Annotated in this window: 14 protein-coding genes; 9 read left to right on the top strand and 5 right to left on the bottom strand. The window is 47.6% G+C overall.

Annotation, left to right across the window (positions count from 1 at the left end):
- The first annotated feature begins 86 nt into the window (after window positions 1–86).
- The 6 genes from V5298_RS02785 (at window position 87) to V5298_RS02760 (ending at window position 6,791) form a co-directional block, all read left to right on the top strand.
- Window positions 87–359 (top strand): DUF4242 domain-containing protein, encoded by a 273-nt coding sequence (locus tag V5298_RS02785; RefSeq protein WP_332929944.1) that lies wholly within the window; start codon window positions 87–89, stop codon window positions 357–359.
- Between the two features lie 8 nt (window positions 360–367).
- Complete coding sequence (locus V5298_RS02780; protein WP_332929943.1) at window positions 368–1,339, top strand: ABC transporter substrate-binding protein; 972 nt, start codon at window positions 368–370, stop codon at window positions 1,337–1,339.
- Window positions 1,332–2,120, top strand: a complete 789-nt coding sequence (locus V5298_RS02775; RefSeq protein WP_332929942.1) for an ABC transporter permease — start codon at window positions 1,332–1,334, stop codon at window positions 2,118–2,120. The genes V5298_RS02780 and V5298_RS02775 overlap by 8 nt, the downstream gene beginning before the upstream one ends.
- The gene (locus V5298_RS02770) at window positions 2,114–2,851 is read left to right on the top strand and encodes an ABC transporter ATP-binding protein (protein WP_332929941.1); all 738 of its coding nucleotides are present in this window, start codon (window positions 2,114–2,116) and stop codon (window positions 2,849–2,851) included. Before V5298_RS02775 ends, V5298_RS02770 begins: the two co-directional genes overlap by 7 nt.
- Window positions 2,852–2,917: 66 nt before the next feature.
- Complete coding sequence (gene nosP, locus V5298_RS02765; protein WP_332929940.1) at window positions 2,918–4,126, top strand: nitric oxide-sensing protein NosP; 1,209 nt, start codon at window positions 2,918–2,920, stop codon at window positions 4,124–4,126.
- Complete coding sequence (locus V5298_RS02760; protein ID WP_332929939.1) at window positions 4,092–6,791, top strand: NahK/ErcS family hybrid sensor histidine kinase/response regulator; 2,700 nt, start codon at window positions 4,092–4,094, stop codon at window positions 6,789–6,791. The genes nosP and V5298_RS02760 overlap by 35 nt, the downstream gene beginning before the upstream one ends.
- 30 nt (window positions 6,792–6,821) lie before the next feature.
- On the opposite strand, the gene V5298_RS02755 is transcribed toward V5298_RS02760, so the two are convergent.
- From V5298_RS02755 to V5298_RS02735, 5 genes are all read right to left on the bottom strand, one after another.
- Complete coding sequence (locus V5298_RS02755; RefSeq protein ID WP_332929938.1) at window positions 6,822–7,487, bottom strand: response regulator transcription factor; 666 nt, start codon at window positions 7,485–7,487, stop codon at window positions 6,822–6,824.
- Window positions 7,488–7,562: 75 nt separating this feature from the next.
- Window positions 7,563–8,357 (bottom strand): ABC transporter permease, encoded by a 795-nt coding sequence (locus V5298_RS02750; RefSeq protein ID WP_332929937.1) that lies wholly within the window; start codon window positions 8,355–8,357, stop codon window positions 7,563–7,565.
- Entirely contained in the window at window positions 8,354–9,088 is a 735-nt protein-coding gene (locus V5298_RS02745; RefSeq protein ID WP_332929936.1) for an ATP-binding cassette domain-containing protein, read from the bottom strand. The genes V5298_RS02750 and V5298_RS02745 overlap by 4 nt, the downstream gene beginning before the upstream one ends.
- Window positions 9,085–10,041, bottom strand: coding sequence for a YVTN family beta-propeller repeat protein (locus V5298_RS02740; RefSeq protein WP_332929935.1), 957 nt, complete (start codon window positions 10,039–10,041; stop codon window positions 9,085–9,087). The genes V5298_RS02745 and V5298_RS02740 overlap by 4 nt, the downstream gene beginning before the upstream one ends.
- A gap of 4 nt (window positions 10,042–10,045) precedes the next feature.
- Complete coding sequence (locus V5298_RS02735; protein WP_332929934.1) at window positions 10,046–11,281, bottom strand: ABC transporter substrate-binding protein; 1,236 nt, start codon at window positions 11,279–11,281, stop codon at window positions 10,046–10,048.
- A gap of 233 nt (window positions 11,282–11,514) precedes the next feature.
- Between V5298_RS02735 and pedF the strand changes: the two genes are divergently transcribed.
- The 3 genes from pedF (at window position 11,515) to V5298_RS02720 (ending at window position 14,909) form a co-directional block, all read left to right on the top strand.
- Window positions 11,515–11,961 carry a cytochrome c-550 PedF gene (pedF, locus tag V5298_RS02730; protein ID WP_332929933.1) on the top strand — a complete coding sequence of 149 codons (447 nt, stop codon included), beginning with the start codon at window positions 11,515–11,517 and terminating at the stop codon, window positions 11,959–11,961.
- 5 nt (window positions 11,962–11,966) lie between these two features.
- The gene (locus V5298_RS02725; RefSeq protein ID WP_332929932.1) at window positions 11,967–12,851 is read left to right on the top strand and encodes a substrate-binding periplasmic protein; all 885 of its coding nucleotides are present in this window, start codon (window positions 11,967–11,969) and stop codon (window positions 12,849–12,851) included.
- A 291-nt stretch (window positions 12,852–13,142) separates the two neighbouring features.
- Window positions 13,143–14,909 carry a PQQ-dependent methanol/ethanol family dehydrogenase gene (locus V5298_RS02720; RefSeq protein WP_332929931.1) on the top strand — a complete coding sequence of 589 codons (1,767 nt, stop codon included), beginning with the start codon at window positions 13,143–13,145 and terminating at the stop codon, window positions 14,907–14,909.
- Window positions 14,910–14,950: the final 41 nt, after the last annotated feature.

Here is a 14,950-nt window from a genome sequence, read left to right as displayed (position 1 = left end):
TAAGCCAGGCATCCGTTGACACAACGGATGCCATTTTCTCCTTCGTTATGGCCACCCAAATAGCACCAATAATATAAGGAACCATCATGCCTAAGTTCATCATAGAGAGAAATATTCCCGATGCAGGTAAACTCACCGCACAGCAGTTAAAAGAGACGTCGGATAACTCCTGTTGCGTGCTCAATAATCTTGGCCCCCAAATCCAATGGGTAGAAAGCTATGTCACCGCCAACAAGGTCTATTGCGTGTACATTGCCCCCGACGCTGACATGATCCGCAAACACGCCGAAGAACTCGGCCTGCCGGCAAATGAAATCAATCAGGTAACTAGCATTATCGACCCCACTACGGCTGAGTAGTGTGTCTAATGAAAAGCGTAGTGAGTGTATTGCTGCTAGCCGTCAGCAGCCTCCTTTTTTCCCCCGCGCTTTTTGCGGCCAATACCTTACGGGTGGGGGTTTTGCAGTATGGCACCGTCAACTGGGAAATCCAGACGATACAGGAACTCAAGCTCGAGAAAACCTATAACGTATCGTTATCTGTGGTGCCTCTCTCCTCTCCCCAAGCGCTCCTTGTTGCGCTACAAGGTAACAAGGTGGATGTCATACTCAGCGATTGGTTATGGGTAGTACGGCAACTAGAAATGGGCCGCCACTATCGCTTTTCCCCCTATTCCACCAATGCCGGACATCTCGTTGTGAATGGCCAGGCCAACATCGAAACGCTACAGGATCTGAAAAACAAAACCCTGGGTGTGGCCGGTGGGCGAGAGAACAAAAACTGGGTGTTATTTCGTAGTTACATCAACCAAACAACCGGTTTAATTGCAAACAAAGATTTCACGGTTAAATTCGCCGCGGCCCCTATGCTAAACGCACTGATGCAACAAGGGGAATTAGACGCCGTGATTAATTTTTGGCACTACGCGGCTCAGCTCAACGCCGATGGCATGCCCACGCTGCTCACGTTGCAACAACTGCTGGCCAAACAGGGCGTTAGCCCCTCCGTTCCCATGTTAGGATGGGTGTTTAAAGATCAATTTGCACGCGCTCACCCAAGCACCATTGCGCAGTTTCTGGCCTTATCGCAATACGCCCGCCAACAACTGCTCCGTCATGACGCAATCTGGGAGAAACTACCAGCTTTTCAACGCTTTGCAGCAAAGGCCCATGAACCTTTAAAAACAATATACCGACAAGGCGCCATCGTCACCCCACAACCTGATTTTGCAGCCAATATGGATGCGATCTATCAATACCTAAAAGCCAATCAAGGCGAGGATAACGTCACCGGCCATTTTGAACAGGTTCCAACGGATATTCTGTGGCCTTATGACTGATATCACCAACCCACAAGCAAGCATTATCCTGCGCCTGTTTGGGCCACGGCTAAATCGCTTCTTATCCTTGGTGCTTATGCTTGTTATTTGGCAAGGCGTGGTCATGCTATTTTCGCCCAACCTGTTACCGCCTCCCACAGCTGTTTTCACCCGGCTGCTAGAAGCGCTGCAACATGGCAATATGCTGTTTCATTTTGCCGAGACCTTACGACGAGTAGGGATCACCTTTAGCCTTTCGTTAATTTTCGGCTCGGCGGCAGGTTTATTGATGGGCCACTACCGGCGTATTGATGAATGGTTCGACGGCTTACTCACCCTGCTACTGAACGTACCTGCGCTGGTTACCATTATCTTGTGTTTTATGTGGTTTGGGTTAAATGAGAAGTCAGCACTGCTTGCGGTTATTATCAATAAACTTCCCAACGTGACGGTTACCTTAAGAGAAGGTGCCAGAGCAATAGACACAAAACTTCTCGATGTGGCCCGGGTCTACCATTTATCCCCTATTCGCACCTTTTTAAAGGTCTATCTGCCGCAACTCGCCCCATACCTTCTGGCGGCGGCACGAAGTGGTCTTGCTCTGGTATGGAAAATTGTATTGGTGGTTGAATTGATAGGATGTAGCAGCGGTGTGGGATTCCAATTATCCAGCTATTTTCAACTTTTTGATGTTACTGCCATTTTGGCCTACACCTTGGCCTTCGTAGCCATTGTGTACGCCATTGAAAGTCTCATTTTGCGCCCTATTGAGCGCTACGTATCACGGTGGCGACAATGTTAAACGTGCATATTAAACATAAGGCCTATGAAGGTAATGAGCCGTTGATCCGCGACTTTACCTGTACCGTTAGAACTAATGAAATTGTAGCCCTGATTGGTCCTTCCGGGGCAGGAAAAAGTACCCTGCTTAATATCATTGCTGGGCTAGATACCCATTTTCACGGAGCCGTGGCAAACAACAGTGCGAAAAACATCAGCATGATGTTTCAGGAAGCCCGTTTGATGCCCTGGTTAACGGTGCTGGAAAATATCACCCTTGTGGCACAAATCCAAAGTGCGGCTATCACAAAGCAAGCACATCAACTACTTCACCAAATCGGTCTTTCTGCCGTCGCCCATGCTTATCCCGGTCAGCTATCTGGCGGCATGTGTAAACGGGTCGCCTTGGCCCGAGCTATGTTATTTGAGCCCGATATCTTGCTAATGGATGAACCTTTTTCATCCCTTGATACGCCCTCAGCGGAAACCCTAAAACAACTGCTGATTGACCTTAAAAGTAAAAGGCCATTTAGCGTTATTTACGTAACCCATGATTTAAAGGAGGCCATTGCTATTGCCGATCGCGTGCTCGTTTTGCGCGCAAACCCTATGCAACTTGTTCATGAACAACAGGTCCATTTACCCAGACCACGTCACATGCACGATGAGGCTGTGGCCGCGTTAAGTCAGCAACTTTACGCTAAATATCCCGGTTTATTGTCAGGAAAACTGAAATATGACAATTGTATGTAAACGTAAATACATTCTTGTTAAGCAATTGTGAAAGAGATATTATTCCTCCACACATCTGGAGGATCCATGAGTCAACTATCACAACTGGCTGTCTCTCAGCAACCGCTCAACGGCGTTGCTCGTGCAGGAAGTGAAGAAGCCGACCCTGTGCTTGCCGCCGCCGAAATTTACCGGGCATTAGCGCCTTGTGAACCTACGTGCGTGGTATTTTACTGCTGTACTCGCTATCCTCTTGCCCTGTTGTCGCGAGAGCTAACTCGGTACTTCGATGACATTACCGTCATTGGCTGTACCACCGCCGGCGAAATCACCCCTCTGGGCTATCGCAAAAATAGCATCTGCGCGTTTGGCTTAAGTCAGCATTTATTTTCCGTAGAATCGGTCTTAATTGAAAACCTGACAACCTTTACCTCGGATGATTCAGACAGTTTAGTTAGCCGAATGCTGGATAATCTGAGAAAAAAGGCCGTTACCCCATCCCCCATTGAAAAGCACTGCTTTGCCCTTTCACTACTTGATGGGTTATCCGTAAAAGAAGAACTGGTTATCAATGCCCTTAGCACCAGCCTTCATGAAATTCCTTTGGTGGGTGGCTCTGCCGGTGACGATCAGCATTTTGTCGATACCCAGGTGTACTACAACGGCGAATTTTACAGTGATGCCGCGGTGATCATGCTAATCAATACGGCCTGCCGTTTTGAGGTCTTCAGTCAACATCATTTGGCGCCACAGCAAGAAAAACTCGTGGTCACCCAGGTGTCACCCGATGCCCGGGTAGTACAGGAATTTAATGCCGAACCTGCAGCGTTAGAATATTGCCGAATAAATAATCTGAAGTTGGAAGATCTTAATTCCCGCACCTTTGCACTGCACCCTCTAGCTGTTCAAATTGGCGAACAGCTTTATATTCGCAGTATCCAGCGCGTGAATGATGATCTTAGCCTGACGTTTTTCTGTGCCATCGACTCTGGTGTGGTATTAACAAAGATGACGTCCCCCGGTTTACTTTCTCACACCTCAATGATATTTAATTGTTTAGAAGAATCTGTGGGTGAAATTCAGTTATTGATTGGTTTTGACTGTATCCATCGACGTGCCGAAATTGATCAGTTCGAATTAGAATCTGATATGTCTGGGTTATATAGGGAACATAATGTCATCGGTTTTAGCACCTATGGTGAACAAATCAACGGGTTGCATCTTAATCATACCTTCACCGGTGTTGCTATAGGATATCCAAATGACCCATTCTACCCCACCTTTTCCGGCGCATAGTCCTTACCCTGCGGTTGACGATAGTAGTCATACTGATGAACTGGAACAACTGCGTTATGAAAATGAAAAATTAAAAAAGATTAACGCCGTTTTAATGCGGCGGGTAGAAATGGGCTGGGGCAACCACAGCCACGCGTACCAGTCCTTTGAAGATGCCGCCTTACTGGCAGACAAAGTAAAAGAACGCACCTACAAATTACAGCAAACCCTGCACCGGCTGGAAGAATCCAACTTACAATTGGAACACGCCCGCCATGAAGCGGAGAAAAACCGCTTATCCTCAGATCAAGATCGCCAACGCCTTACCGATGCCATCGAGAGTATTTCGGAATCCTTTGTGTTGTTTGACGCGGAACGAAAAATGGTTTTGGTTAACAGCCGTTGCCGTGAATTCTGGCGCCGGTTTAATATTCCTTTTCAATTGGGTGTCACCACATTTCAACAAATCACCGCGGCGTCTTTGCCCTTAGTTGATCATAGCTGCAAGGTACAAAAGAAAGTCAGTGCTTTTCCCAGCTCCATTACCCAAACCATCTTCAAACTAAAAGATGGCACCTGGATCCAAATGTCAGAGCGGAAAACCGCTGAAGATGGCTTAGTGGTGGTTTACACAGATATCACCAGCATTAAACAAACCGAGGAGTTGCGCTACCAGACGGCCATGGCCGAACAAGCCCAGTTACTCAAATCCACCCTAGAGAACATGACCGAAGCGGTGGCCTTGATTAATGAAAATAACGAGCTGCAAACCTGGAATCAGCAATTTGTGGAATTTGCCGAGCTGGGCAATAAAGACATTCATCGCGGCATCAAATACGATGCATTAATTGCCGATACTCCCCTTTCTCCGGTATTGGAAATGTTACCCTTGGCGCATCGGGATGACGATGGCTATTGTGAGACGGAAATCACCCTAGCCAACGGCATCGTTTTACTCTGCAAAAGCCACCTTATTGCCTCTGGTGGCATGCTAAATACCCTTACAGATATTACCGACAGAAGCCATCATCAGCGGGCGTTGCAGGAAAGCGAACAACGCATTCGCTTAATTACAGACGCCATGCCTGCCCTCATTTCATACGTCAATAAAGACATGTGCTATGAGTTTGTAAACCGGGAATTTGAAAAATGGTTCCATCGTTCCCGTTCTGAAATCATTAGCCATCATTTACAACAGGTTTTGGGCCAGGAAGAATTTAATAACCTTTATATCTATATTAAACGGGCCATGTTGGGCCAGTCGGTGAATTTTGAAGTGGAACACACGCTGGAAAACGGTAGTCAGCGGATTTCTAACAAAACCTTTATTCCCCATTTCGACCAAAACCAAAACGTGGTGGGGTTCTTTGCCCTTGAGCAAGATGTCACAGAACAAAGGCGCACCGCACAAGCCCTTAAACATGCCTACGATTACATGGAGCAGCGGGTTAATCAGCGTACCAAGAAAATTTCGGAAATTAACGCCCAGTTAAGAAAGGAAATTGAAGAGCGTCAACTTGCCCAAATCAGCTTACTGGAAGCCAAGCGGGAAGCCGATCGTGCCAACGAATCAAAGAGTAAATTTTTAGCCGCCACCAGTCATGATTTACTCCAGCCAATGAATTCGGCACGACTGTTTGTCAGTGCCTTAGCCGAACAAACTCTCAAACCCGAAGCCCAAAAATTGACCCAATCTTTAAGCTATTCGCTGGAAAACTTAGAGTCTTTAATTACCGCCCTAGTGGACATTTCCAAACTGGAAGCCGGGCTGATAGAGCCGGTGATGGATGACTTTCCCGCTGAGGAATTACTCGGCAACCTGGAAAACGAATTTCGTCCCCAAGCCGAAGCAAAAGGGCTTCACTTTCGTTTTAAAAATACCTCCCGGATTATCCATACCGATGGCTATTTATTGGCGAGAATATTGCGAAATCTCCTTTCCAATGCCATCCGTTATACCCATGAAGGCGCCATTTTACTTGGTACACGCCGTCGAGTGGAAGGCTTGGAAATTCAGGTCTGCGATACCGGTATTGGTATTCCAGCAAACAAACTCAGTGACATATTCCAAGAGTTTAACCGGGTCGATCCCAAACAACGACGCCATGATCAAGGTTTGGGGCTAGGCCTTGCCATCGTCGATAAACTCTCTACGGTCATGAAACACCGTATCCAGGTAGATTCCATTGAAGGAAGGGGGTCGTGTTTTAGTGTACTCATTCCCTACGGGAAACCGCGCTTACCCAGTGATTTACCGCCCGCGCCGATGGTCGAAGACCGCTTCAACAGTCACCTTGAAGGGGCAAACTTGCTTATCATTGATAATGACGAAGCCATCTGTCAGGGAATGGAAAAGCTGTTAGGTGGCTGGGGAATAAATGTTATCAGTGTACAAACCTTAGAAGAACTCGCGCAACCGGGTTGGCTTGAAAGCATCAAGGTGGACGTGGTAGTGGCTGATTATCATCTGGATAACAAGGATACCGGTTTTGACGCACTGGCCATGATCAAACCCGTGCTTGGCGAGACTATCCCGGTGATCATGATCACCGCTAACTATACCAATGCCTTAAGACAGGAAGTGCGAGCCCAAGGCTATTCCTTGCTCAATAAGCCAGTGAAGCCCCATAAAATGAAACTGGCCCTGTCAAACCTGATGTCACAGCGGGGAAAACAGCCAGACTAGGCGTTTGTTCATTTCCCCGTTTTTGTTTTTCTAACGCATAAGATAGTGATTAAAATCGATACTGGCGGCACACAACGCTGCTTGAATACGATTATGTACATTCAGTTTACTGAGAATTGCCGAGACATGGGCCTTCACCGTGGTTTCTGCAATATTCAGTTCATAGGCAATCTGCTTGTTCGACTTCCCTTTGGCGATACACTCGAACACCAATAATTGTCTTCGGGTTAACGCCGCGATAAGTTTTGGATCGATCTGTTGCTTGGCATTTTCATCTTTGGGTTTGCTTGCGCCACTTTTGCGAATAATATCCGGTGGTAAATAGACTTGACCCGACAGCACCTGTTCAAGGGCAGCAACGATTTGCTCACAGCTTGAAGATTTTGTAATAAACCCCACAGCACCGTATGTAAATGCCTGTAATACTACGTTTTTATCTTCCTCAGCAGAGACAATAACAATAGGAATTTCAGGGTACTGATTGCGAAAACGGACAATGCCATTTAAGCCATCCATGCCCGGCATATTTAAATCGAGTAACACCAAGTCGATATCAGGCTGGGCTTCTGCAACCTCAAGGGCGGCGTCCAGATCAGTACAGGTAATGGTCTTCGTATCGGCGATGTTTCGCTCTACGAAATCCGTAATGGCATAGCGAAACAACGGATGGTCATCAGCAACCAGGATTTCTACCATAATCGTAAACCTATTGTAAAATTATAATTAATAGTATTCAATTCCTACTGCCTGTGTCGAGCACGAATTGTCATTTTAGCGCCCCGCCTTTCGGTTATACATACCCCGTTTAGGATCATAACCGTAAATTGCAGCACCGCAGAATACTATAGCAGTGAGTGATGTTATAACAAAAGCCATGCCATTGGCCTGTTCGTATAAAGCAAAACGAATAAGCTCCACGCCATGGGTAAAGGGGTTGTACTGGGCAACGTAATACAAAAAAGTATTTGATTCTTTTAACTTCCATAGCGGATATAACGCTGAAGAAAGAAAGAACATGGGAAACACCACAAAATTCATCACCCCGGCAAAGTTTTCTAACTGACGGATAAACGACGATAGCACCAACCCTAAAGCTCCTAGCATAATGGCCGTCAAAAACAGCACCGGCGCGGCATATAGGTAACCTAGCAAACTCATCTCAATGCCAAATAACCAAGCCAACACGAAAAACGCATACACCTGCAACAGCGAAATTAGTGCACCGGCCACCAGCTTACTAACAAGTAAAAATGGACGGGGTAAAGGACTGGTTAGTAACACCTTCATACTGCCCATCTCGCGGTCATACACCATGGACAAGGAGCTTTGCATACCATTAAACAACAGGATAATGCCCGCCAACCCCGGCACGATATATACATCATAGGTAATATAGGTGCTGTATGGCGGAATAATGGCAATGCCCAAGGCGGCCCGAAACCCCGCGGCAAACACCACCAGCCATAATAAAGGCCGCACCAATGCACTCACTAAGCGCGCTTTTTGGTGCCAAAAACGTCTGAGTTCCCGTATGACGATGCCGGAAAAAGCGGCCCAGTATTTCATGGCGTCTCTCCCTGGATGAGCTGTCGATAGAGGGTTTTCACATCACTAACCCCCCGGGCGCTTAACGCCGATTCACAAGGCGCATCGAGCAAAATCTTACCCGCATGCAGCAAAATAAGATGATCATCTCTTTGCACTTCATCAACTAAGTGGGTAGAGGACAGCACCGTAATCCCCCGCTCTTTGCATAAATAACGAATGTGTTCATTAATGCTGTCACGGGTTGGCATGTCCAGCCCTACACTGGCTTCATCGAGTAGCAGGACAGCGGGATCATGAAGTAGGGCACGGGCAATCTCAACCCGTCGCCGATGGCCACCATTTAGCGCCCGAATTTTAGCGTTCTGTTTATGTTCAAGATTAAAACGGTTCAGCTCCCGGGCGATGTTGTCTTTCGCCTGTTTGGCATTAAGACCATGTAAACTGGCATGATATTGTAGGTTTTGCCGTACCGTCAGATCCGTATCTAACGTGGTTTGCTGAAACACAATTCCCATTGATGCCAAAGCTTTGCGGGGAGCTGTGCGAATAGGATAAGCATTAATGGAGATATCACCGGTGTTCGTGCTCAACAGCTGGCTTAACAGGCTAAATAAGGTGCTTTTCCCCGCCCCATTTGGCCCTAATAACGCATAGAACCGTCCCTTTTGTAGTTGCAAGGAAATCCCTTCTAGCACATTGTGTTTTTGATAAGCATAACTCAGGGACGTGACCTGTAACGCATAACTCATGGTTTCACCGCCACACCCCAAGGATAGCGACCCACTTTTATGGTTTTGATTACTTTTAGTTTGTTGACATCGATAACCGATACATCCCCGCTCACACCATTGGTGGTAAGCAGGCGGGTTTGATTATCGGCAAATGCCAGCTGCCACACCCGGCGACCCACCAAAAGATAATCTAGTACTTCGTAGGTGTTTGCATCCACCACTGCCACATGATTCGCAGGCCCTAAGGCCACAAAGGCATACTTACCGTCCGAGGTGAGTTTTACGCCAACGGGTTGTATTTTATCTCGATGGACACCGGGAATTTTAAATCGAATGGTATGGCTGATGGTACGGCTGTCCACATCGATGACCGACACAGTGCCACCAATTTCGGACGAGGCCCACAAACGTTTTCCATCTTCAGAGAATTCCACATGTCGTGGACGCTGATCCACCAGAGTATTGTCCACCAGGGTTTGGGTTTTCGCGTCTATCCAGTGCAACATATTGGTGGTCTCAGAGGTATTAATCACCCATTTCCCATCCGGGCTGGCGGCCATGCCTTCGGGCTCCACCCCCACATCAATTTGAGCGATCACATCCCGTTTTTCGGTATCCACCACCGTCACCACAGCATCGTCTTCATTGGCGATATATAAAAAACGGTTATTAGGATGGAGGGCAAATTGCTCGGGATCTTCACCGGAAGGTAAGTTGTGTATAATTTTGTGGGTGCTCACATCCATCACCTGTACCGCATCCGAATTACTGGCACAAATGTACAGATAGCGAAAATCCTGACTAAAAATAATGCCTCTGGGACGCATGCCCACCTCAAGGGTATCAATGACCGTTAAGGTGTTGGTATCAATAACAGAAAGGGTGTCATCTTTTTCATTGGTCACATAAGCGGTATCGGCTAAAACGCCGTGACTCATGAGTAATGATAAAGCCAATAACCGTTTTTTCATTTCCTTACTCCGTTATCATCTGACAGGTCACTTCCGGCTTGTCATAACCCAGGGTATCTAAATCGGTGACCGGATGGAGAAACCCTTGCTGGGGGGATTGGGACACCAGGGCATAGGCTTGAGTCAGAGGAACCGGCTGTCTTAGCTGACCATTCCACTGACGAAAAGTCAGTTTACGGCCCTTAAATGCCGCTAATTCAAATTTGTCGCTTATCAGGTAGGCATACAAGCGGTCAGGATCGTTGACACCGGTGCGGGTGACACTTTCAGCAAGGGCCCGCACCGCCAACCAACCATTGTAGTCATCTTCATTCATGGCACGGGCATAGCCCTCATAAAACCGATTTTGCAACTGCACGGCGCCCCACTGCTCAATGGCAGAATGCCATGAAACGGCGGTCAATCCGTGGGTGCCCACAACCGGGCGCGGCAACCAGGTGTTATAAGGCAAATAATATCCGAACCTATTTTGGGTATCGGCCACCACCACCACATCGTAGTCGTCTGCTTGGGTAAAAGCGGGGACTTCTTGTTGTGCGCTACGCCGTAGATCCGTATTAAAGGTCCAGGTTTTGCGGGCAATAATGTCCGTACCAAAGCGTTTTGATGCCCGTTCGTAGGCCGCAGCCATGGCTTTATCAGCCTCGCTCTGCCCTTCCACCAGCAACCATTTTCGCCATCGTTTAGCCATCAAAAATTGGCCCAGGGCATCGCCTAACATGGCGTAGCTCGGGGAGGTATGGAGTAGCTTTGCCTGACACTGACTTTTACGCCATTTATCAGACTTATTGGTGGCATTAATAATAAGGGTAGACGCCGTTTCAGGAGTTGACAGCAGTGCTTGCAATACCTCATCGGAGGCATCCACCACCAAAGCCCCCTTATGCTCTTTAAGCCAGAGAGTAACAGATGCCATAAGGGCATCGGCCTGGGTATCTTCAATCACCGTTAAGTCAAAATGATGTTTAAGGAAACGGCCTGTGGTATTGCTGTCTTTAACCCCAAGCTCAGCACCGGCAACGCCGCTATTTTGTGGTGAACGGTAAACCGACAGCGATACAACAGACTCATCAGAAACCTGCTTTACATAAGCAATGGGAATGTTTAAATCCGCGAGGGCAGCACCTGACAAACAGAAACCGCAAAGCAATACGACCCCTGCGCCACACTGTCTTGTTAGATATTTAAGTGTGTGTTTTAAGCCTGCTGTCGCCTTTGTATCTCGTTGGTGGGCGAACATATCAGCGTTCCTGTACTGGAAAATCTATACTGCATACTAGTCTATGCCCCCGCCATTATGAATGAGCACAAAGGATGAAAGGTTTACTACCTTAGTACAATTGGCCTCCCTGTACATATCCAATACCGTTTAAAACGTGCCTGGTTGTGTCGCAAATACAACATAAACCCACTGAAGTTGTCCGCCACTTCTAACCAGCATTGAAACACTTTGACAACTTTTGGAGATGCATTATGAAAAATTTCTCAATTATCATGCGGAGTATGCTTACTGCCATTCTCGCGTTATCAGCTGGACACGTATTGGCCCACGGCGACGTCACACCCCAGGCCGTTGATACCAGTGCACTTCCCCAGTTAGGGGATGAATGGCGAGCCACAAACCCGTTCACCGGTAATGAATTGGCCATTAAAATTGGTGATTCTGCTTACAACCAAAACTGTGCCCGTTGTCATGGATTAGAAGTGATTTCCGGCGGCATCACGCCAGATCTTAGAAAACTAAACGACGAAAACGAATTTTTCAGCCCCGAAGAAGCCGATGAGTGGTTTTTAATGCGCATCCGCCATGGAGCCGTCATTGACGGACGAGTATACATGCCGCCCTTTGAAGGTATTTTAAGCCAGGAAGCAATGTGGGCCATAAAATCTTACATTGAGACCCGCGGCACGCCGGAGTAACGCCTATGGCTCGCTTATTTCGTTGCTGGATAACGGGCCTCGCGCTGACTGCCACTTTGGCTTTCAGCGCATTTTCCGTTATGGCGAGAAGTTTCGATGACATCATCGAAACTGGGTATATGACCTTTGCGGTATATAACAATTTCCCCCCCTATTCTTTTGTTGAAAATGATACGCCCAAAGGCATTGATATTGATGTGGCAACCGCCATCGCCAAAGGACTCGGCGTTGAGCCCCGCTGGATGTGGATCAATGCCGATGAAAATTTAGAAGACGACCTACGTCAGGCCATATGGAAAGGGCACATTATCACCCGTAAAAAAGCAGACGTGATGATGCGAGTTCCCTACGACCGCAAATTCAGTTATGCCTTAGACGGGTACGGATTGCCCCGCAATGAAATGGTGGTGATGTTTGGCCCCTATCATCGGGAGCAATGGGCCTTATTGCGCAATACAGATAAAACTGAAAACATTGAAACGCTAGCGATATTCCAGTACGAAAAAATCGCGGTGGAACTGGATTCATTACCGGATTTTTTTCTCAGTGCTACCCTCGCTGGCAGACTGCGCAACAACATTGTTCATACCACTACAACCGGCGAGGCTGTGACAATGTTTGAAAAAGGGGACGTTGCTGCCGTTGCCGGTATGCAAAGCCAACTTCAATGGGCGGTGACACTGCGCCCTAATTACACCATCAACACCGTGGGTTTGGCCTCCATGAGCGTAAAAGCTTGGGATATTGGGATGGCGGTAAAACAAGATTACCGTCAACTGGCCTATGCCATCGAAGGGATCACCGAACCGATGGTGACAGATGGCACAATGAACACCATTTTTACCCGTTATGGGGTGTCCTACCTAAAACCCGACCTCTACGCCGAATAACCTGTCGGCCTTTTTCAACACGCCAATTTTGGCGTGTTGAAGCGCCTTATTGACCCTAAAAACAAGAGGGTATTACTACCAAGGGATTAAAAATGATAATCCAAGGTTGAATGGTTGTTAAAAAAACATTAGCTAATACTGACACTGTCGTCGTCCGTGATGTTCTATGCCTAAAACAATATGCACCGGGAGACACAACGAACAACAATCAAGTCGAATGTATCGGTTTGATTGCGTTTTGAGAACACGCAGATGTTTCTCAAGCACCTGTTGAACCACTGGAGAATTCTTATGAAAAGTCGAACAGTTACAAGCCAGCTGATTAGCACGGCTATCGGTTTGGCCTTGTCGCTAAGTGCGCTGTCAAATGCACAGGCTGCGGGCGTCACCGACAAGGACATCCTCAACGATCAAGCCACCACCTCAGATATTCTGACGTATGGCCTTGGACCACGAGGCCAGCGCTATAGCCCCTTGGATATGCTCAATACCGAAAACGTAAAGAAAATGCACCCAGTATGGGCCTTTTCCTTAGGGGGAGAAAAACAACGGGGACAGGAATCTCAGCCCCTTGTTCATGATGGAGTCATGTTTGTAACTGGATCGTATTCCCGTATTTACGCCATTGATGTAAAAACCGGTGATGAGCTTTGGCAATATGAAGCCCGCTTACCCGACGGCATCATGCCTTGCTGTGATGTGATCAACCGGGGCGCAGCCTTGTATGACGATCTGGTCATTTTCGGTACGCTGGATGCCATTTTGGTAGCCCTTGACCAAAAAACCGGAAAAGTAAAATGGCGTAAGAAAATGGGTGACTATAAAGCGGGGTATTCCTTTACCGCAGCTCCCATGATTGTCAAAGGCAATGTGATTACCGGTATCTCCGGTGGCGAATTTGGGGTTATAGGGAAAGTAGAAGCCCGTGATGCCAAAACCGGCGAATTGGTTTGGACGCGTCCCACCGTTGAAGGCCACATGGGCTACTTAAACGGTAAAGAAAATGGCATTACCGGTGGCCAGGCGAATAAAACCTGGACCGGTGATCTCTGGAAAACCGGTGGTGCAGCTACCTGGCTTGGTGGCACCTACGACCCAGATCAAGATCTTATCCTTATGGGTACCGGTAACCCTTCACCATGGAACTCACATTTGCGTCCTGGCGACAACCTATATTCCTCTTCCCGTTTGGCCATTGATCCGGATACCGGAAAAATTGTCTGGCATTTTCAAACCACACCCCATGACGGCTGGGATTTTGACGGTGTAAACGAACTGATCCCCTTCGACTACAAAGAAGGCAGAAAAACCGTTAAAGCCGCCGCCACGGCAGACCGTAACGGCTTCTTCTATGTCTTAAACCGTGAAAACGGCGAATTTATACGCGGGTTCCCTTTTGTTAAAGACATTACCTGGGCGAAAGGCTTGGATGAAAAAGGGCGTCCTATCATTAACGAAGACAGCCGTCCGGGTAATCCTGCTGACTCTGAAGACGGCAAAAAAGGCAAAACCGTATTCTCTGTCCCTTCCTTCTTAGGCGGCAAAAACTGGATGCCTATGGCTTACAGCCAGGACACCGGACTTTTCTATGTGCCTTCAAACGAATGGGGGATGGATATCTGGAATGAACCGGTTAGCTATAAAAAAGGCGCTGCGTACTTAGGTTCCGGATTTACCATCAAATCCATCTTTGAAGATCATATTGGCTCGCTCAAAGCCGTTGATCCTAAAACCGGTGACATCGTTTGGGAATACAAAAACAATGCGCCGCTTTGGGGTGGTGTGTTAACCACTGCCGGTAACCTTGTTTTCACCGGTACACCTGAAGGCTATTTACTGGGCTTTGACGCGAAGACCGGTGAGATTGTTTATAAGTTTAATACAGGTTCAGGTATTGTCGGTTCCCCTGTGACATGGGAAATGGACGGAGAGCAATATATCAGCGTGCTCTCTGGATGGGGTGGTGCCGTGCCCTTATGGGGTGGTGAAGTTGCCTCTCGCATCAAGGACATTAATCAGGGCGGTACCGTCTGGACTTTCAAGTTACCTCGCTCTTAACGTGGGGATCGTGACAGGGTTTAGGTCCCAACCTCCTGTCA

This window comes from Alteromonas sp. 14N.309.X.WAT.G.H12 (genome assembly GCF_036697315.1).
In the GTDB taxonomy this organism is placed as follows: Bacteria; Pseudomonadota; Gammaproteobacteria; order Enterobacterales; family Alteromonadaceae; genus Alteromonas.
Note: the sequence above shows the minus strand (reverse complement) of the source record. Positions and strands in the feature narration are given on the sequence as shown.